17 protein-coding genes are annotated in these 19,179 nt (G+C 54.4%); 11 read left to right on the top strand and 6 right to left on the bottom strand.

The window, feature by feature from the left end:
• Positions 1–14 precede the first annotated feature (14 nt).
• The 4 genes from LRR79_RS10965 to LRR79_RS10950 all read left to right on the top strand — a co-directional run bounded on the left by LRR79_RS10965 (position 15) and on the right by LRR79_RS10950 (position 4,944).
• Positions 15–2,330, top strand: coding sequence for an efflux RND transporter permease subunit (locus tag LRR79_RS10965; protein WP_231757247.1), 2,316 nt, complete (start codon positions 15–17; stop codon positions 2,328–2,330).
• 46 nt (positions 2,331–2,376) lie between these two features.
• Positions 2,377–3,156 (top strand): outer membrane lipoprotein-sorting protein, encoded by a 780-nt coding sequence (locus LRR79_RS10960; RefSeq protein WP_231757246.1) that lies wholly within the window; start codon positions 2,377–2,379, stop codon positions 3,154–3,156.
• Between the two features lie 47 nt (positions 3,157–3,203).
• Positions 3,204–3,680, top strand: a complete 477-nt coding sequence (locus LRR79_RS10955) for a hypothetical protein (protein WP_231757245.1) — start codon at positions 3,204–3,206, stop codon at positions 3,678–3,680.
• Positions 3,681–3,792: 112 nt separating this feature from the next.
• Positions 3,793–4,944, top strand: coding sequence for a hypothetical protein (locus tag LRR79_RS10950; protein ID WP_231757244.1), 1,152 nt, complete (start codon positions 3,793–3,795; stop codon positions 4,942–4,944).
• Here LRR79_RS10950 and LRR79_RS10945 read toward each other — a convergent pair.
• On the bottom strand, positions 4,892–5,518 hold the full coding sequence (locus LRR79_RS10945; protein ID WP_231757243.1) for a tRNA-uridine aminocarboxypropyltransferase: 627 nt from the start codon (positions 5,516–5,518) through the stop codon (positions 4,892–4,894). The two genes, LRR79_RS10950 and LRR79_RS10945, sit on opposite strands and share 53 nt — an antisense overlap.
• An 8-nt stretch (positions 5,519–5,526) precedes the next feature.
• Here LRR79_RS10945 and LRR79_RS10940 point away from each other — a divergent pair, with 8 nt between their 5' ends.
• The 6 genes from LRR79_RS10940 to LRR79_RS10915 all read left to right on the top strand — a co-directional run bounded on the left by LRR79_RS10940 (position 5,527) and on the right by LRR79_RS10915 (position 11,166).
• On the top strand, positions 5,527–5,976 hold the full coding sequence (locus LRR79_RS10940) for a GNAT family N-acetyltransferase (RefSeq protein WP_231757242.1): 450 nt from the start codon (positions 5,527–5,529) through the stop codon (positions 5,974–5,976).
• A gap of 86 nt (positions 5,977–6,062) precedes the next feature.
• Positions 6,063–6,392, top strand: coding sequence for a hypothetical protein (locus LRR79_RS10935; protein WP_231757241.1), 330 nt, complete (start codon positions 6,063–6,065; stop codon positions 6,390–6,392).
• A gap of 216 nt (positions 6,393–6,608) precedes the next feature.
• Complete coding sequence (locus LRR79_RS10930; RefSeq protein WP_231757240.1) at positions 6,609–7,142, top strand: Csu type fimbrial protein; 534 nt, start codon at positions 6,609–6,611, stop codon at positions 7,140–7,142.
• Between the two features lies 1 nt (position 7,143).
• Positions 7,144–7,869, top strand: coding sequence for a fimbrial biogenesis chaperone (locus LRR79_RS10925; protein ID WP_231757239.1), 726 nt, complete (start codon positions 7,144–7,146; stop codon positions 7,867–7,869).
• Positions 7,838–10,258, top strand: coding sequence for a fimbria/pilus outer membrane usher protein (locus tag LRR79_RS10920; protein WP_231757238.1), 2,421 nt, complete (start codon positions 7,838–7,840; stop codon positions 10,256–10,258). Before LRR79_RS10925 ends, LRR79_RS10920 begins: the two co-directional genes overlap by 32 nt.
• Positions 10,259–10,359: 101 nt before the next feature.
• A complete protein-coding gene (locus tag LRR79_RS10915; RefSeq protein WP_231760017.1) occupies positions 10,360–11,166 on the top strand; it encodes a Csu type fimbrial protein in 807 nt (268 codons plus the stop codon).
• Between the two features lie 22 nt (positions 11,167–11,188).
• Here the strand turns inward: LRR79_RS10915 and LRR79_RS10910 are convergent, their stop codons facing one another.
• A complete protein-coding gene (locus LRR79_RS10910) occupies positions 11,189–12,109 on the bottom strand; it encodes a M14 family metallopeptidase (RefSeq protein ID WP_231757237.1) in 921 nt (306 codons plus the stop codon).
• A 141-nt stretch (positions 12,110–12,250) separates the two neighbouring features.
• On the bottom strand, positions 12,251–13,228 hold the full coding sequence (locus tag LRR79_RS10905; protein ID WP_231757236.1) for a YeiH family protein: 978 nt from the start codon (positions 13,226–13,228) through the stop codon (positions 12,251–12,253).
• A gap of 94 nt (positions 13,229–13,322) precedes the next feature.
• Here LRR79_RS10905 and LRR79_RS10900 point away from each other — a divergent pair, with 94 nt between their 5' ends.
• Positions 13,323–14,243: a LysR family transcriptional regulator gene (locus tag LRR79_RS10900; protein WP_231757235.1), complete on the top strand. Its 921-nt coding sequence runs from the start codon at positions 13,323–13,325 to the stop codon at positions 14,241–14,243.
• Positions 14,244–14,959: 716 nt separating this feature from the next.
• Here LRR79_RS10900 and LRR79_RS10895 read toward each other — a convergent pair.
• The 3 genes from LRR79_RS10895 to LRR79_RS10890 all read right to left on the bottom strand — a co-directional run bounded on the left by LRR79_RS10895 (position 14,960) and on the right by LRR79_RS10890 (position 19,051).
• On the bottom strand, positions 14,960–15,874 hold the full coding sequence (locus LRR79_RS10895; RefSeq protein ID WP_231757234.1) for a hypothetical protein: 915 nt from the start codon (positions 15,872–15,874) through the stop codon (positions 14,960–14,962).
• Positions 15,875–16,233: 359 nt separating this feature from the next.
• On the bottom strand, positions 16,234–16,365 hold the full coding sequence (locus LRR79_RS17310; RefSeq protein ID WP_269455074.1) for a hypothetical protein: 132 nt from the start codon (positions 16,363–16,365) through the stop codon (positions 16,234–16,236).
• A 328-nt stretch (positions 16,366–16,693) separates the two neighbouring features.
• The gene (locus LRR79_RS10890; RefSeq protein ID WP_231757233.1) at positions 16,694–19,051 is read right to left on the bottom strand and encodes a DNA polymerase II; all 2,358 of its coding nucleotides are present in this window, start codon (positions 19,049–19,051) and stop codon (positions 16,694–16,696) included.
• Positions 19,052–19,179 lie beyond the last annotated feature (128 nt).

Genomic DNA, 19,179 nt, shown 5'->3' with positions numbered 1-19,179 from the left:
AGAAAGCGTAAAACATGGACAGTGCAATCAAGAAATACCGCTATATGTTGCTCGCCGTACTGGCGCTCATTGCAATTGGACTGACAGCGGGTATACCCAACCTGAGCTTCAATACCGACTATCACGCTTTCTACGATGATGGGAATCCCGAACTCAGGGCGTTTGACACCATTCAGGACCGGTTTGTGAAGAGTGATACCGTCATGATCATGGTGTCACCTGAAGATGGTCAGGTGTTCACCCCATCGACCATCTCCGCAATCCATGCACTGACTGAAACCTCATGGCAGATACCCTACTCCACGCGAGTAGACTCCATCACCAACTTTCAATTTAGTGAAGCCGAGGCCGATGACCTCACGGTACGCGATCTGGTTCCTTCCGATCAGCCTCTTTCATCAAGATTTCTGAAAGAGGCCAATCAGGATGCCCTTGCACAGACGGAACTTGTGGGGCGCCTTCTCTCCAGCGACAGTGCCCATACGGCGCTGTACATCACTATCAGCTTTCCCGACGAGCGAACACCGGGTCAGCCTAAAGAAGTGATGGAAGCTGTAAGAAAGATGATCTCCAGCATCGAATCCGATCACCCGGATCTGGCAATCCGTGTCAGTGGTGTGGTGCCGATGGACTATGCATTCGCAGAGGTTTCCATGCGGGATGGGGAAACTCTGATCACGGGGGCACTGCTGTTGATGCTGGTTATCCTGTATGCACTGTTTCGCTCTGTGGCCGCGGTTCTGGCAACGACCAGTATCATCCTCGGGGCTGTCCTGATGGCCTTGGGCACCGCAGGCTGGATCGGTATACAGCTTACGCCACCTTCTGCCTCCGCACCGTTGATGATACTAACGATCGCGATTGCGGACTGCATACACTTTATCTCTTCCTATCAGTACAAGCTACAGACTACCCGAATCAAGTGGAAGGCAATCCGCTATGCGTACAGCAACAACTGGATGCCGATCCTACTGACTTCGGTTACATCTGCTATTGGCTTTGTGGGGATGAACTTCAGTGATTCCCCACCTTTCCGGGACCTCGGCAACATTACCGCGCTGGGTATTGTTTTCGCGGGGGTACTCTCCCTGACCGTGCTTCCCGCACTTCTCTGGTTCCTGCCGCCTGTCACCGGGCAAGGAATCACTCTGCGCAGTGCGGACAGGCTGTTGAACCGTCTGGCAGCAACAGTGACGGCAAGGCCTCTCGTAATTGCAGCGGTCGGCCTGTGTGTTGTCGTCGCCCTTATCGCACAGCTGCCGAAGAACCGGATCGACGACACATTTCTGCATTACTTTGACAATAGCATCCAGTTTCGCGCGGACAGTGACGAAATTGAAAGGAGGCTCACCGGCCTCTATTTTATCGACTACGCCATCGACTCTGAATCGGAAAACGGGGTCTATGACCCCAGCTACCTGAAGAAAGTGGAAGATTTCGTGGACTGGCTGAATGTGCAGCCGGAAGTAACCCACGTAAGCTCTCTTGTCAGTACAGTAAAGCGCCTGAACAAAAACCTGCATGGTGATGACCCGCTGCACGCGCGCCTGCCAGACACCGAACAGGAAATCGCACAGTACATCTTTCTGTACGAGATGTCCCTACCCTACGGGTTGGATCTGAAGAACCAGATGAGCCTGGACAAATCGTCCCTGCGAGTCTCCGCAACCCTGTCAACCATACCCACGCAGCAGGTTCTTGCATTTGAGAAACGTGCAAAAAACTGGTGGGACCAACATGAGGGGGTCTCTGTACTGGCCGGTAGCCCAACCCTGATGTTTGCGCATATCAGCCTGAGAAACATCCAATCAATGCTCACCGGAACGGCACTCGCACTGATCGGGATATCGATGCTGATGCTGTTGATGATGCGCTCACTCAAGTACGGCATGATCAGTCTGTTACCGAATCTAGCCCCCGCACTCATGGCCTTTGGTCTCTGGGGACTCGCGGTCGGTGAGGTGGGGCTGGCGGTCTCCGTAGTGGCGGCCATGAGTCTCGGTATCGTCGTCGATGACACTATCCACTTTCTTTATCGATGTTTGCGCCACCAGCGCGCGGGCACTGATATCAATCAGGCAGTGTCCATGAGTATTCGCCACGTAGGTCGCGCCATTGTCAGTACCAGCCTGATCCTGGCGGGCGGCTTCGGAATACTGGCTCTGTCACACTTCAAAGTGAACTCCGAAATGGGCCTGTTGACGGCGGTGTGCATCCTGATCGCTCTGGTCCTCGACCTTGTACTGCTTCCCGCATTACTTGTCCTGACATTTCGCAAGAAGCCCGACGCCTCAACGGTGCCCGCGCAAGCCCAGCCTCAATCGGCCTAACGTCCATTCACATTGATTCAAAGTGAGGTTTACCATGAAATGGAATATGACATTCGCCAGTTTGTTACTGGCAGCGCTAGTGCTAAGCCCGACCTGGGCGACAGCACCGAATGACGACAAAGCAGTGGCGATCGTCACTGAAAGCAAGCAGCGGGACAGCGGATGGGTTGACGCATCGGCAAAGATGACCATGACCCTGTTCGATAAGCGCGGTAATAGCGTTAGTCGTGAACTGCGTACCATGATGCTCGAGGTAGCGGACGATGGTGACAAAAGTCTGACAATTTTCGATACCCCCCATGACGTCAAGGGAACTGTTTTCCTGAACATATCCCGCGTCCTGGAACCCGATCAGCAGTGGATCTATATGCCGGCACTGGGACGTATTAAGCGCATTTCGTCACGAAACAAGTCCGGACCTTTCCTGGGTAGTGAGTTTGCATACGAAGATGTGGGATCCTTCGAAATCGAAAAGTACGACTATCGCTACTCTGGAATGGAAGACCTTCACGGGAAGGCGAACCACGTCATCGAGTATATTCCCAAATATGAGAATTCCGGATATACCAAGCTGAAAGTCTGGATGGATGTGGAGCACTTGCGTCAGAGCAAGGTGGAGTACTATGACCGCAAAGGCAGCCTGCTGAAAACACTGGAGTTGTCAGACTATGCGCTATACCAGGACCGTTACTGGCGCGCGAATACCAAAACCATGATCAACGTACAGAACAAAAACAAAACCGTACTCGCCACCAATCAGTTGACGTTCGGAGTAGATTTCGACCCTGCGACTTTTCACCGCAGCGGCATGAAGCACCAGAAATAATCCGAGTATCATATCGACCCGATGTTTTGTAGATTCCAGGACTTTTTATGATCAGTCAACGCAACACGCTTCTCGCTGCCGGTATCGTTACTCTGGTGGGATCAATTCTTCATATTTGCATTATCGTCGGCGGAGCGGACTGGTATCGTTTCTGGGGTGCCGGCGAAGAAATGGCCCGAATGGCTGAGAGTGGATCCACCTACCCGGCACTGGTCACCCTGTTCATTGCTTCCGTTCTTTTCGTCTGGTCATGCTATGCGCTCGGAGCCGCCGGGATCATCCGGCGGCTACCATTGACGCGTTTCGCACTCTCCACAATCGGCGCAATACTCCTTGCCAGAGGCTTGCTCGGGGTTCCGCTGCTGTTTATAGCGGAGTCGGCTTATTTCGCCGAGCTGCAGGCACGGCCTGCTTTCCTGCTCTGGTCTTCATTACTGTGCATCGCCCTCGGTTCCCTCTATATCAGCGGTGCTATCCGACTGAACAAAGCAACTTCTGAAACGGTCTCCACCGCGGCGCCCTGAGGGCTTCAGGATACGGAGCCCAGGTTGTATGGGGAAATTTGATATGCAGGGACACGCGAACCCACGGACTTTGTCTCAGAGTGCTCGCCGATGTGGACTACTAATTGCGGTAATGCTGTTACTCTCATGCAATTGCGCCCTCGCAAGTACCGACGGGCACATTGCCGCACAGGCGCGCTATTTCCCCTATTCCCCACGATTTGACGAACAGTCAGAGCATGCCGTCTCTCTATCCGGTGAGATTGAGAAGAATCATCCGATCTCCACCCGCCACCAGATACAGTTACGTGCGTTTGGGCGGACAGATAGCGCCGACAGTCAGCGATCCCATTTCGATCTACGAGAAGCCTACTGGCTGACCACGCTTGAATCCGGCAGTGTCTCTGTGGGAGTACAGAAGGTATTCTGGGGCGTAACGGAATCGCTTCATCTTGTCGACATCATCAATCAGGATGATTTTGTCGAAGACATGGACGGGGAAGAAAAACTCGGACAACCCATGGTGCAATTGAGCTGGACGGACAATTGGGGCTCGCTGCAGGGGTACCTCCTGCCCTACTTTCGAACCAGAGAGTTCCCGTCCGAAAGCGCCAGGTTGCGTATGCCCGTTTCTGTCATCTCGGAACCTGAGTATCAATCCGGAGCCGAAGAGCGCCACCTTGACTGGGCGGTGCGATGGTCGAACTATTTCGACATATGGGACCTCGCCATCAGCCACTTTTCCGGCACCAGCCGTACGCCCCTTCTGATACCGGAGAGTACCGCCCCAACCCCCGCGGTACGGCCGCGCTACCAGCAGATCGAACAGACAGGCGTTGAAGTTCAGGCAACGCTGGATGCCACGTTATTGAAGCTCGAAGCAATTTCGGTTTATGAATTGGACCACGGTCGCAATACGGCGTTTGTTGGAGGGGTTGAATATACTCTCTACGGACTAGGGTCGAGCAACGTGGATCTAGGCATTATTAGCGAGTATCAGTTCGATGATCGTACAGGTTTACGTCAGCGCTTAAGTCAGAATGATTTAGCGGCTGGAGTGAGACTTTCCCTGAATGACTTCAACGCCACAGAAGTGCTCGCCCTGATCGCCACAGACCTCGACAATGGCAATCGGTTTATATCAATTGAGGCCGAGCGTCGCCTGAACAATTACTGGCAACTCGCAGTGGAAGCACGAATGTTCTCATCCATTAACGCCACATCGCCCGAGTTCAGTTTCGACCGCGACGACTATCTGCAGATGGAAATTCGCCGCTACTTTTAGTGTCGGTAAGTTCGAGCTGGAGAGACACCATGCGTTCGAACGGGCGGTATAACTGGCGGAAGCTCCCTGCCGGCTCTAAGGCGTCCATTGCCAGCGCGATACTTTCTATGGACGACAGGCTGTTTTCCATCGAGGAATGGCGAATCCGGTAGCCGGAGTGCAGCTCCCCTTCAAAGCTCACCCTAGGCAGGTACTGCAACATCGGATGTAGATGCAACATCTTCTTGGACTTTCGCCAGGTCGCATCGATCACGACCAATTGCTCCAGTGCATCGCTTTCCGGCGAACCCGGTAACACTTCGGCTACGTCTGGTAACCAATCCAGTGACGGATAAAGCAGTGCAGACCGTGGTTGTAACAATTGCGCCAGCCGGACATCCGACAAGTGCTCCGCCACAACCAGCTCACTATTGGTCAAACACAGGTGCGCCATGCGTCCGGTATTGAACGGGTGCCGCTCTTCCAATGGGTGTTGTATGATCAATACCCGGATACGACTGGGTATGGCTACCAAAGTATCGCAGTAGCAGACTTTGAGCGGGCGCTTGCAGGTTGAGCAGGTTTCGCGCGGCATAGGGCAAAATGGACTCGGAAAAATCGACTAATAATTATACTGCTCAGTGGCTCTCCGGCGCAGAGATCCCCCTCGCCAACAAATTCTACCGCAGCCATAAATTGCGCGGCAAAGCCCGGCGGCATGACCCCTGTATGGTCATCCGGGGGCCGGGAAACCAGATTGTCGCCTGCGGATCCCTGCGCAAACTGACGGGCAGCCAGCTGCTTGCCGGTGTCGCGGTGGCGGACGCTTGGCGCGGCAAAGGTATTGCACGCCTACTGTTGACCCGGATGACGGAAGCCTGCGACACCAGTACCTTTACCTTTCCCTATCAGCACCTGATTCCATTTTACCAGTCACTGGGCTATGTCGTGGTCGAAGAGGCAGGCTTGCCATCGGCCATTGTCGACCGGTTCCATACCTACCAGAAACAGGGGCGGGATATAGTGATTATGCGCTATCAGGGGGCAGACTAGTCCGGTACGGCGTTGCAAGACATAGTCGCCGCTATCTGTATCACATCCGCGGCAACCACATCCCCATGGTTGCTGCGAAGATGCCAATGGCCATGGGCATCTTGTCGCAATTTGGTGAAGATACCGCCCTTCCCCGCCGTCTGCTGCGATTGCTGCCCGGAACGATACTAGCCGGCGCTGCCGTGTTGAACATGCTGTTCAGTAGACCTCTCTGGCAGACGCATAGCTATGCGCTCACCGCCACCCTGGTCGGCAACCTACTTGCAACACTCTATTTGATTTACTTGATGATTGCGGGTGTGCCCGATCACCCTATTGGCGTTTTCCTTACTATGAAAACGTCGTTGTTAATACTGCTCACAGCGTTACGGTGTGGATTGGTATGGCCCGTGGCTGGCGTCACCTTAAAGCCGTAACGCAGTTACCTATATGTGGCAGATAATTGTAGATCGCTCAATCAGAATAACCCAACTCTCGTTCGGCGATAATTTCTGCGACCAAAGTGATACGCATGTATCAGATAGAGCCATAGATGAATCACAAAGGTGACGTCTTGAACATCAACTCAGGTTAAGTTAACCGCCAACCTTTTACGACAAGCTATATAGGCTCGCATAGTTAGGCTAGATTTTATGCTGCATAAAAATTTTCCAGCAGCATTCAAAACAGCTGAGGTTATTGTGAATAAAAAGAAAACTGTTTCGTTTTTTGCCTTACTGCTTTCCACACCGGTTTTTTCTGCGACCGATACAACCACTTTCGAAGTTTCGATTACCATTGAGAACGACTGTACCATTTCGGTAAACGATCTGAGCTTCGGCACAGTCAATGATCTGACACCTTCGATTTCTGGGTCTACTACCGGCTCCGTGACCTGCTCCGGCATAGCACCGGTGAGCGTGGCCTTCAGTGCAGGCACCGGCGGAACGAGTACATTTGCCGTTCGGCAAATGGACGACGGTACCAACACCATCGATTTCAACCTTTATCGCGACGCAGCGAATACGGAAATTCTGGGCGACGGAAGCACTGGAACATTTACCATCGATTTCACCAGTACCGGCGGCGCCGATTCGTTTGACGTCTATGGATTGACGGGTCCCGGGCAAAACCCCAAGCCCGCAGGTACCTACGATTCCACGATCACGGCAACAGCAACCTTCTGAGATGTGGGTTCAGCGACATTTTAATCGGTGGATTGCGGTACTCATCTCAGTGCTGTTTAGCATATCGGCACTCGCCAAAGGTCAGCTTCAGGCGGGCCCAATAATGGTTCAAATCGGCGCTGGTGCTAAAGCCTCACGCTTACGGCTCTCAAATACCGGCGATGCGCAGCTTTCTGCACAGGTGCGGATATTTCACTGGCAACAGGTCGATGGCGAAGATCAACTGACGCCCAGTGATGCGGTTGTTGCAAGCCCACCCATTGTTCAGCTCGCACCCGGTGCAGAGCAGATTGTACGTATCGTTAGGCTAGGGCCACCGGCTATAGAGAAGGATCATAACTTCCGGCTGGTAGTGGATGAATTACCAGCGCCGATCAATGACAACAATACGAAAGTTAGCGTCCGAATGCGATATGTTCTACCGCTGTTTGTGCGTGCCACTGACGCCCGCCCTGCCAAGCTTTCCTGCAGAATCGACGGAAGCTTAAAGGCACTGGAGTGCGTCAATTCTGGTGGTCGTGCCGCCCAGCTGGGCGCCACCCAATTAATTGATAGTTTCGGTTGGGAGTTGCCACTCAGTGCAGGGCTACTTGGCTACGTTTTGCCGGGTAGTCGTAGGATTTGGACGCTTCCAGAGGATAGTCATCTACCTGTTGCGGATTCCACGCACCCAATGCGACTGGAAACACTGCTAAATGGCCAACCCAGTACCATCCCGCTGCAATAACAAGCTGGGTACCTGCTTAATTCGCACGTTTTTCTACTTGATTGGCAGTAGTCTCGCTGTCAAAGCGCAAGCAATACCTACACTCAACCATCACCAGCTCGCCGCCGACAGCCTTCCAACAATTGCAAGTCCCGCCCAGGACCTTTATCTGGAAGCTTTTTATGACGAACTCAGCACGGGGTTGATCGTACATGTGCAACTTCGCGAGAACAGGCTCTTTGTCTTAGCCGAAGATCTTCTCGCAATTGGAATCACGACGCCAGAGGAGAGCGCATCCCAATGGATACCACTGGACTCTCTGGCCGGTCTGTCCTATCGCTACGATGTCCCGACTCAATCCTTGATTCTCCACGCACCCGCGAGGCTCCGTCACAGTCAGCACCTTGGCTACCAACCACCGCCGCCGGTTGAAGTACGCAGAGATCACGGGATACTCATCGGATACGATATTTACAGCCGACACTGGCAGGAACATAGTTCGGCTTCTCTTGGCACAACTTTAAACTGGTTTGGTCACCTTGGAAGCTTTCAGATTGCCGGGGTTACTCGCAGCGGTGAAGAAGCCGTTGGGTATCGCCGCTTAGACAGCTACTGGACCTACAGTGACCCGATACGAATGTGGACCTGGAGTGTCGGCGACTTTATTAGTGGTAGCCATCGTTGGTCACGTCCCGTGCGTATGGCCGGCATTCAGTGGCGACGCAATTTTGACGTACGTCCAGACTTGATCACATTACCGATACCGCAATTCGATGGCAGTGCGGCACTCCCCTCAACGGTTGAACTCTACGTCAACAACATTCTGCAATACGACGAAGCCGTAGACAGCGGACCATTTGTTCTAAACACGCTACCCAGAATCGGCGGCGCTGGGATCGCAACATTGCTAGTTACCGATGCGTTGGGTCGAACATCGGAAACCAGCGCCCCCCTTTATGTCGATCACCGGCGTCTCGCTCCTGGGCTCAGTGATTTCAGTTTTGAGGTGGGAGTACTGCGCACAGATTTCGAGGGCGGCTGGGATGATTACGGCAACTATGCAGTCGCAGGTGCGAGTTGGCTACACGGCATTTCCGACGCCTTTACATTTGAGGCCCATACCGAGCTCTCTCGGGATCTTTCACTCACGGGGATTGGCGGCGTATGGTCCCCCGATACACGCTGGGGGCTGGTCTCGGCCTCCGTTGCCTATAGTGACACCCACCCCCGCCACAGTTCCCCTAGATCCGGCTTCCAATACAGCCTCGGATATCAATGGATAGGCCCCACATTCGGAATCGATGTGCAATCTGTGCGCCGCTCTCGCGGGTATTACGACCTGGCTGATCTGGATACCGACCGAACCCTGACGGAGCACTGGCTCAACGCTCAGGACCGCGTCACATCCTGGCTGCAGGTAGGCCGTGGTAACCTCGCCTACAGTTACCTGCGTCGAAGAGACCACCGCGACCAATTGCTACCACAGGAATTTAACAGTACCCACAGTGTCAGCTGGACACAAAACATTGGCCGGCGCCTATCAATCTCCGCCGCGCTTTTTCAGGATGACAACACCGGTTCCGGCGGCAATCTGACATTCAGTATTCCACTGGAGGATCTGGCCTACCTCGCGGTCGGCGCCCAGCGTCGCAGTGGTGGCTCCACTGAGCCGCAGGCGCAACTGCGACGAACCGCTCCCTATGACGGGGGATGGGGCTGGTGGCTTCAAGGAGGCGATTCCGACGGCGGATATGGCCAGGCTGCAGTGGAAACCCGTGGCCGCTATATTGAGGCACGCGGCGGGATCGACTGGGATCGCGGTGCCCGCGGCTATTTCTTTGAAGCGGGCGGCAGTATCGCCATTATGGAAAAACGGCTTATCGCAAGCCGACGAATCCACGATGCATTCGCACTGGTCTACACCGGCATGGAGAATATTCCCGTTCTGAACGAAAACCGCATCTACGGCCACACCGATGACAAAGGCTACCTGCTCATTCCGGATTTACGTGGCTGGCAGCGTAACAAGATCGGTATTGACCCCGACCAACTGGCCGCAAATGTACGAATCACCGAGCTGGAAAAATTCGCAATCCCTGCCGATCATGCGGGTCAGCTTGTCGTATTTCCAGTTGCGCAGCTACAGCCCGCCATTGTCGCACTCATGAATCAATCTGGTCGGAAATTGGAAGCCGGTAGCCGCGCCACACTCTACCAGGCGGGTGAACAATATAGTTTACCGGTAGGCTACGGTGGCGAAATTTATCTGGACGATATTTCTTTGGGGGCCCGCATCGAGGTGCACGAGAAAACGCTCGTTTGTCACTATATCATTCACCCCAGTGCCACACCGGAACCCGCGTTCGTACGCCTTCAACGGTCACCCGAATACTGTGAGGCGTCCCCGTGACCGTTAAGCGCACTCTACTATTGATTCTTCTAGTCGCAGGATCAAATTGCTGGGGACAGGCATGCAATTACACCGTATCACCGACTCTCGACTTCGGCACTATGGCCGGGTTACCAACCTCACAGGTCGATGTAACCGCGAACATCACCGTGCAGTGCCCCCCACTGGGAAGTCTGCTGTTGAGACGTGTATGTATTAGCCTTCCCACGGGCAGTGGCGGTCTGTCTGTTTCAGATCGTCGCATGATCAGTAGCGGATATGACGTCCAGTATCAATTGTTTCGCGATGCGGCGCGTACCCAAATTTGGGGCACTGTATCTGGGAATCAGCAGCTCACCGTGGACTTCACTTTGCTCGGAGGCACGCAGGTAACAACCGTGTATGGACGACTGTTTGCAGGGCAAACCGGTAAACCAGTTGGGTTGTATCAGTCGGTGCTGAACGGTATTGAAGTGCGGGAAGGGTTAACCCTGGAGAGCTGCTCTTCGATCAGTTCGGTGTACAACCTGCCAGACAGCATGACAGCACAATTAGAAATCGAACCGAATTGCACCATTTCTGCAACCCCCCTCGACTTCGGGAACGTAACCAGTATCGCGCAAACAGATGCCAGTAGTAATCTGTCGGTAACCTGCACATTGAACGGTGCTTACACCATAGCGCTCGACGGCGGGAATAACGGGGATATAAACCACCGTAAAATGCAGCTTGGTCCAGACACAATTGATTATCAACTCTACCAGAACGCAGCCCGCACTCAGATCTGGGGAGACACAGCTGGCTCTACCCTAAGCAGCACCGGTAACGGCAACACTCAATCACTCACTGTCTATGGTCGCGTACCCCTGCAGAGCGCAAAGCCAACAGGAACATACCAAGACACCATTACCGCGACAATTACATACTAAACTACGCTGCCCCCAGTAGCGTTCAGTGTGACAGCATGTATTCGACGGCCGCACACACCGCTACAGCCTGTGCAGTGTTGCACTGTTCGGGTGTCGCACGAGGGCTGTCGGGATAGACTTCAGTGGTCGTTTTATAGCGGGCGTTGGTGATACTGGCACACAGGCCCAACTGCTTGAGTGGATACTCGATAACGCCGCGAGCAACGACCGGTGAGCCGATGATCTCGTTATTGTCGTCCGCCGGGGCGATATGGGTGACCTTCTCTACTGCTGCAATCACCGCCTGCTGAAATTCCGGCTGCGGGTTCTCGCTGTCGTCCACCAGGTAAAAACCATCGGGAATACCGCTCGGGGTAAATGGCTTGCCATCACGGGCGGCCAGTGCGGGGCGGAATTCGGTTTCGTCGGTATCCGTAGTTTCGTGCAGGTCGATATGCATCAGGACGCGATCGCGAATCGGGGCCACCAGTCGCATCAGTGCCGCCGACTCCTCCGCCGGGCTGTTTTTGTAAAAAGAGCGGTTCGGGTCAATGGCGTTCGGGTTCCAGCGATGGATACGCTCGTAGGCCCAGGGGCTGACGCACGGAGCAATCAGCAGATTGGCCCGATCCGGGTATTTCCCCGCATACTGATCCGCGAACTGTAATGCCCCATGAACACCACTGGTTTCATAACCGTGAACCCCGCCGGTAACCAACACTACCGGCAGATTGTCCTTCCAGTTGCGACTGCGAATGGCCAGTAGCGGAAACCGTTCGTCGCCGTATTCGAGGCGTCCGTATTCTTCCAGGTCAAAGCGACCACCCAGATTTTTGATCTTGCTCACCACCTCGGATTCATAACTGCGCCGCCGGACCTGTCGCGAAAGCCACTGCACGCGCTCCACATTGCTCCAGGGCGTGCCGGGAGTACCGATTGGGTAGAATGCGGGTGTGGTATTCATGGCGCGCGGTCTCCAGTAGTGGGCAATGAGGGCATTCTACACCGCCAGGGTACAACTGCAGAGCTGACAGCTTCGGCGTGCCGAAACGTAGTATCTCCTTTTCCCCGAGGCGCGACTTCCGGGGCCGGCGCAGCAACCGGCCTACCCATAGAACAAGAGGTTTAGTGCAAAGCCTCCCAGCATCAGAGTGAGAAACAGCAGGAGCGACAGAATCAGGGGCCGCACACCCACATGGCGAATAGTGGCCCAGCGTGTCTTGAAACCGAGCGCAGCCATCGCCACCGCAAGACAGATCTGCGCAGAGAACTTCAGTCCGTCGAGCACTGTTTCCGGGAGAACAAGAACGCTGTTTAATGCCGCGGCTGCGATAAAACCAAAAACAAACCAGGGAATGGGGACCGGGCGTTTTTCGCCAGTGTCAGCGGTATTCCGGAACATCAGCATACTCAGCGCAATCACCACCGGCGCCAGCAGCATTACGCGGATCAACTTGGCCACGACTGCAGCGTTCATGGCTTCCGCACTCACTGATTCCCCCGCCGCCACGGCTTGAGCTACCTCGTGCACGGTACTGCCGATATAGATTCCAAAAGCGGACGGCTCCATATCGGCAAACCGGTAGATAACCGGGTATGTGAACATTGCCAGAGTGCCGAAGACCACCACCGTCGCGACGGCAACTGTCACGTCTTTCTCTTTTGCCTTGACCACCGGCTCCGCCGCCATGATCGCTGCCGCACCACACACCGCACTGCCCACTGACGTGAGCACGGCAAGCTCTCTCGGCAACCGGAACAGTTTCACACCGGCGAAGATCCCCAACGAGAGGACCACTACAATCACCAGGATGTCCAACAAGACGGCCTGGTAGCCGATTGAGGCAATCTGCTGAAAGCTGATATTGAAGCCGAAAAGGATAATGCCAAGTCGCAAAACCTGCTGCTGACTAAACACCAACACCGCGGTATCCCTGCCGCTGAACTCAGAACGAACAAGGTTCCCACAGATCATCCCAATCAGGATTGCCAACGGCAATGCACTGAGACCGAGCGCACTGAGCACGGAATTTCGCGCCAGTATCAGCGCCGCTACGGCAATCATCAGCAATCGAACCAGCATCAAACTCTCCCCTTATTACTTCTAGAGATGACTTTATGCCGAAAGGTAATTTAATTAAAATGGATATATCTGATTCAAGAGATAAGCTGAACTAATGATTAATAGTGTCAGACAACTGCGGCTGTTTGAGGCTACGGTGCGGCTGGGGCGCCTTACGCTGGCGGCAGATGAGCTGGCCATCAGCCAGTCCGCGGCCAGCCAGGCAATCAGGGAATTGGAGCGCGCCCTCGGTTTTACGGTTCTTGACCGGGTTGGGCGAGAGCTGGAGCTGACCGAAGCAGGACACCTCATCCTGCCGCGGGTTCGGCAGATACTGGCGCTAACCGACAGCCTCACCCAGCCAGATGCTCAGAAAGTTGCCGGTAAACTGCGCATTGTCGCCAGTGTCACGATAGCCAGCTATCTGTTACCGGCACTCATCGCCAAGTTTAAGGCGCAATATCCCGACGTCACCGCCCACCTTGAAATCGCCAATACCGACGGGGTTATCAGTCGAGTGGAAAAAGGACAGGCACAGATCGGCCTGATTGAAGGCCCGGCGCTACACCCCACACTGGATATTGTCCCCTGGCGCGCGGACCGCTTGACGGTATTCAGTGCACCGCAACATCCGCTGGCACAATGCAAAGAGATCCCTACTTCACTGCTGGAGAAGCAGCACTGGATACTGCGAGAGGCAGGCTCTGGTACCCGTGCGGTAGTGGAAGCGGCACTGCAGCTGGCCGGAATCAAACCAACGCTAGCCCTGGAACTGCCTCGGCACGAAGCGATCAAGCAATCGGTACGCGCGGGACTGGGCATCGGCTGTTTGTCCACGCTGGCAATTTCCGATGAGATTGCAGCGGGGCACCTGATCGCACTCGATACCCCACTTGATCTGGACAGACGGTTTGCCTGGGTCTGCTCCCCGGAGAATCAGGCTCGTCCGCTGATATCCGCATTCATTACCCACCTGCGAAACAACGCTACCCCTTGTTCTGATCGCATCGGCTTCGGCCGGGAGTCCATCACATAGCCACCCGGGCTGGCCAGGCCGCCGTCCGCCGGCAGGTTGGGTGCCACATAGGGCCAGGAACGTACTGATATGCCAACGCAAAGTCCCTCACCACCCATACCCGCAGGTCAATTCTCATCGGAAATGACGCTGCCAACTACTCTTCGAAAACTATCTAAGCTTGCTGACTTCGCGTGCCACCTCTCTAGGCGTCGGGCGCACACCTGACCTAAACTGAGCATCAATCCACTCTAATACCTCCCCTCTTACGCCAGCAGCCTCCGGGAGACAATACCCAGAATTCGACACCCAGACTGTTGGAGCCATTAATGATGGAGACGACAGCTCCCAACATGGCGAGTATCCCGCTGAGTACATATAAGTAGAATTAAGGTAGCCGATTGGGAGGCGAACCACTATTGCGATAAGGGCAGCGACAAAAGAAAACTTCAGTAATTTCTGAACAGTGCTTTCCGCCCCACGACCTACGAGCCGCAGTATCAGGATTGCGATAATTGATAAGAAGCAAGGAATACTAATGAAAACGGGAATATCCCAATTAGAAATCGAAACATAAATGTGACCATCATTTACTCGGCTGATCCCGTCAATAAACGCATGGCCACGGAAGTAAATAAGCGCGGTCACACAGGAAGCCAACAAACCGACATTCAAAGCAATCATTGATTTTGGCGGTGTTGACCCTTGCGCTTTACTCTCGGAGATATGGGCAGTAGTCATTGAAACCTCAAATATGGAATTCCAAAGAGCCTATGCATAAAGCCAATCGGATCTTCATCCATATAATTGAGACCTCTACGCGTTTCTCGCTGAACCTGCTCAAGGTTGTTAATCATTCTGGATTCTGCAGTTTTGAGAAGGTCAGACAATTTTTTAGAAAGTTCATAGTTCTCACTGATAGTACTGAGAGCGTAAGTCGCCCCAACACCAACCACAACAACCAGAGCAATGGGGCCTATCGTCGCCATCGCAGCAGCACCTACAACTGTTGAGACTGTGCTCCAGGCAATGGCACTACCGGCCACAGCAGACACCACATCAACTGAAACTCCTGCCACAAAATCGTGCCATGTAGCTCGGTCATTCAGCAATTGCTCAATCGAGTGAAATGCCACGGAGAAAACGACGGAGAACACCAGCCCGCCCTTAATAGCTTTTGCGGCTCCCAGCTTGCCGACGCCAAGGCTCACGACCTTAGGATTATTTGCCAAATATCTAGTCCCCGTAAGCTGAGACCTTAGCTGGGAATACCCCTTAAACATGACGTACGATCGACCCGAATAGGTCTTTATCTGGTATGTGCTGAATACATCGCCACCTTTGTGCATGTCATAGGCAAGTGCCGCAAGTACTTTTGTGTCAGCCAAAGCGGGGACATATGAGCCATACGATTTCAAATGGCCTTTGCTTTCCTGCCATAACTTCTTGGATGCTGAAGAAATCTTTTTCGATTCCATTACGACAGAGTCCATCCATTCGGAAACTTCTTCTCTTGACATACCGCTCCGAAGCTTTTGACGAACAATGAAATCGACAAACTCCTTCGGATCCATCACCACCAGTGTATGTTCATTTTTCTTAAGCGATTGCTCAAGATCGGGATCGCTCGCTCTCAGCGAATCTGTATTCATTCAAAATCCTTTTTAAATTTCTTAGCACCTATGCGATAGAGATCGTATTCTATCAACACTAATATCTATTATTCCAAGGATTACGAATAGCCAGAACGACAAGTCCTGGGGCAACTGCCCCAGTTACAAGCCCGACCACCATCAAATATGTGATGTAGTTCACCATTTTAGATTCGTAAGGCTCCGATTGTGTGAAGAGAGCGAGCTTATTCCATAGATACCAATGCGTAATCAATCGCCGCACACACCGCCACCGCCTGGGCTTCATTGTATTTCTCGGGCGTGGCACTCAGAGTGGCTGGATAAACTTCCGTTGTAGTCTTGTAGCACGCGTCGGAAACGCTGGCACACAAGCCCAGCTACTTAAGCGAGTATTCAATCCAGCCGCGACCGCGGATCGCAAGCAATGGGAAGTGCTCATCACCATATTCCAGCCGTCCGTACTCCTCCACATCGAAGCGATCACGCAATTTCTCAACTTTACTTACCACCTCCGACTCGTAACTTCGCTGGCGTGTAATTACTCGCAGTACGCCACGAAACAATGTGTTGAAGTGCTAACGTCTTACACACTCGGGTATGGAAACGAAATCGAAAACACGATCCGTCAGGTATTAAATGACATCGAGCGTACGCTACCCGGTATACTCAAAAACATCGACCTTGGCACGTTGCAAACTCTGGAAAAGGCGCCCGGTGGAGCAATAAACTGGGCGACGCGTTTATTTGGGCGGGACTACAAAAAACAGGTTGAGATCAGTAAATTTGATCAAAACCTTCTTTACCGAGACTAAAGTCAGGGTATCTCCAGGCCGTTGCTCAATCACTCAATCCGAATAGCCCCAGCTGGCCATCCACCAGAGAGTCAAAATCCAGATCGATAAACGGCAATATGGCATCCGCAACCGGTTTCAGCTGACGGTCGATGTAGTGCTGGTAATCGATCGGTGACTGCCGGTAATCCGCGGGCTCCGGGCCATTCAGTGTGATCACGTAGCGAATCCACCCCTTGTTCTGGTAGCGAGGTGCCAGCCCCTGTTGGCGGCGGTGGTCATCGGCCAGTCGCGCGGCGCGGACCTGGGGCGGGATATTCTTGACGTATTGATCCAGCTTGCGCCGGAGCCGCTTGCGGTACACCAGGTGCTCGTCCATCTCCCCTGCCCGGGTCTTCTCCACGGTCTCGCGGATATAGGCAGAGGGATCGAGCCCCTTGAAGACCATCCCGTAGAGTTGGGTCTGGAACTGCTTGGCGAGAGCCGTCCAATCACTGCGCACGGTTTCCAGGCCCTTGAATACCAGTTTCTCCTCTTTTCCGTTTACTACCAGCCCCGCATAGCGTTTCTTGGAACCGGCTTCGGAACCGCGGATGGTGGGCATCAAAAAGCGCTGGTAGTGGGTTTCAAATTCCAACTCCAGTTCGCATTCCAGCGCGAGCTCGTCTTGGAGTTTGTTCCGCCAGCGCGCATTGATCTCGCTGGCGAGACTCTTGCCAATCGCATCGGCCTCGACCGGGCTGGGTTTGCCGTTCAGCCAGACAAAGGTGGAATCGGTATCGCCGTAGATCACTTGATGGCCAAGCTCCTCAATCCAACGGGCAGTCTGCTGCATGATCTCGTGGCCACGCAGGGTGATGGAGCTGGCAAGGCGCGTGTCGTAAAAACGGCAGCCCCCGCTTCCAAGTACCCCGTAGAAGGAGTTCATGATGATCTTGATCGCCTGGGAACGAGCCGCATCCTGCTCCTGTTTGGCGATGTCGCGCTGCGCCCAGAGATTGGTAATGATATCCGGCAGGAAATGTTGGTCGCGGGAAAAGCGCGCGCCGCGAAAACCGGGGATGCTATTTTCACTCGCCCCGTCATCCGCCAGTCCTTCGATCAAGCCCATCGGATCAATCTTGAAGGTACGGATAATACTGGGGTACAGGCTCTTGAAGTCCAGCACCAGTACGTTGTCGTACAGGCCCGGCCGGGAGTCCATCACATAGCCGCCGGGGCTGGCCAGGCCGCCGTCCGCCGGCAGGTTGGGTGCCACATAGCGGCTGCGGTGGAGCTTGGGCAGGTAGAGATTGGTAAACGCCGCCACCGAGCCACCACTGCGGTCCAGCTCCAGGCCCGTGAGCTGGGCTCGCAGGCGCAGGTAGTCCAGCAAGCGGGTGTGCTGGAATATATCCCAGACCAGGCGGCAGTCTTCCAGGTTGTAGGCCGCCAGCTTGGGTTTGTCATGACGGAAGTCGTGCTCAATCACCGCCAGACGGTTGTCCACGTCTTCGGTGTCCTTGCCCCGGCCCAATAGCGTCTGGGCCACAAACTCGAGGCTGAAGCTTTCGAAGCTGTGGGTGGCACTCTTGAGTCCGTCGATGCCGTCCAGCACCACCCGCCCCGGCAAGGTGACAAAGCCCTGATTCCCGTCGCGGCCATCTCGCCAGCGGGCATCGGTGCCACCGCGCCCCAGCTTCAGGCGCAGACCGTAGCGCCCTGCCCGTTTCACCAGCAACCGAAAATCAAAATCCACCACGGCCCAGCCGATGATGATGTCCGGGTCCAGAGATTGGATTCTGCCCTCGAGGGCCTGGAGTAGCGCCCGCTCGTCATCCACCCAGTGAATGGTGGTGTCGGCGGCCTCCGGTTTGCCGACCATCAGCACCTCTTCCACTCCATGACCGTACAGGCCGATGGAATACAGCTCCCCCTGCCCGGAGCACTCCACATCCAGGGAAACCACTTTGAAATCCGGCTGCACCTCAGCACCCTTAAGGCGCACCTGGCGATATTCCGTATAGCCGTCTCTGGCCCGCGCCACGCCTTCAAAATAGAGGCCACCCCGAGTAAAGCGCTCCATCAGGTAGCGGTCGTGGAGGCGGAAATCTGCCTCAAACACCTCGATACCGCGATCTTTTAGCAAGGTCTGGGCCCGACGGTGCGCGTCAATGGTAGGAAGATACAGCATGGCCGCTTCCTCGTGAGCAAAGGTCCGGAAGCCCAGCTGCTGCCAGTCGTAGGACACGCCGGCCAGCGCCTCGGTCACCTCAGTGCGGTCCGCCACCTTCACCATAAACACCGGGCGCTCGCCCTCAATGACCAGCCTGGTCGGGCCCTCGGGTGTGGCCAGCCAGTAGTGGATACAGGTACTGCCGCGCTGATCAAAGCTGTGGCGACTGAGAAGAAAACCTTGGGGCAAGAGACTGTTCTGGATTCAAGCTTGGGTTGGAGACAGCGGTTATTCTACTGGATAAATGCACAGATATCAGCAAGCAGCAGATCTTGATACAAGGGGCTTGATAGCAGTTGGGCACAAATGCGTTCAGT

Source organism: Microbulbifer elongatus (assembly GCF_021165935.1).
Classification (GTDB): domain Bacteria; phylum Pseudomonadota; class Gammaproteobacteria; order Pseudomonadales; family Cellvibrionaceae; genus Microbulbifer; species Microbulbifer elongatus.
Note: the sequence above shows the minus strand (reverse complement) of the source record. Positions and strands in the feature narration are given on the sequence as shown.

What these genes read in the sequence shown, in the direction of transcription:
- LRR79_RS10965 (WP_231757247.1), top strand. Translation starts at nt 15, where the DNA reads ATGGACAGTGCAATCAAGAAATACCGCTATATGTTGCTCGCCGTACTG.
- LRR79_RS10960 (WP_231757246.1), top strand. Translation starts at nt 2,377, where the DNA reads ATGACATTCGCCAGTTTGTTACTGGCAGCGCTAGTGCTAAGCCCGACC.
- LRR79_RS10955 (WP_231757245.1), top strand. Translation starts at nt 3,204, where the DNA reads ATGATCAGTCAACGCAACACGCTTCTCGCTGCCGGTATCGTTACTCTG.
- LRR79_RS10950 (WP_231757244.1), top strand. Translation starts at nt 3,793, where the DNA reads ATGCTGTTACTCTCATGCAATTGCGCCCTCGCAAGTACCGACGGGCAC.
- LRR79_RS10945 (WP_231757243.1), bottom strand. Translation starts at nt 5,518, where the DNA reads ATGCCGCGCGAAACCTGCTCAACCTGCAAGCGCCCGCTCAAAGTCTGC.
- LRR79_RS10940 (WP_231757242.1), top strand. Translation starts at nt 5,527, where the DNA reads ATGGACTCGGAAAAATCGACTAATAATTATACTGCTCAGTGGCTCTCC.
- LRR79_RS10935 (WP_231757241.1), top strand. Translation starts at nt 6,063, where the DNA reads ATGGCCATGGGCATCTTGTCGCAATTTGGTGAAGATACCGCCCTTCCC.
- LRR79_RS10930 (WP_231757240.1), top strand. Translation starts at nt 6,609, where the DNA reads ATGCTGCATAAAAATTTTCCAGCAGCATTCAAAACAGCTGAGGTTATT.
- LRR79_RS10925 (WP_231757239.1), top strand. Translation starts at nt 7,144, where the DNA reads ATGTGGGTTCAGCGACATTTTAATCGGTGGATTGCGGTACTCATCTCA.
- LRR79_RS10920 (WP_231757238.1), top strand. Translation starts at nt 7,838, where the DNA reads ATGGCCAACCCAGTACCATCCCGCTGCAATAACAAGCTGGGTACCTGC.
- LRR79_RS10915 (WP_231760017.1), top strand. Translation starts at nt 10,360, where the DNA reads ATGGCCGGGTTACCAACCTCACAGGTCGATGTAACCGCGAACATCACC.
- LRR79_RS10910 (WP_231757237.1), bottom strand. Translation starts at nt 12,109, where the DNA reads ATGAATACCACACCCGCATTCTACCCAATCGGTACTCCCGGCACGCCC.
- LRR79_RS10905 (WP_231757236.1), bottom strand. Translation starts at nt 13,228, where the DNA reads ATGCTGGTTCGATTGCTGATGATTGCCGTAGCGGCGCTGATACTGGCG.
- LRR79_RS10900 (WP_231757235.1), top strand. Translation starts at nt 13,323, where the DNA reads ATGATTAATAGTGTCAGACAACTGCGGCTGTTTGAGGCTACGGTGCGG.
- LRR79_RS10895 (WP_231757234.1), bottom strand. Translation starts at nt 15,874, where the DNA reads ATGAATACAGATTCGCTGAGAGCGAGCGATCCCGATCTTGAGCAATCG.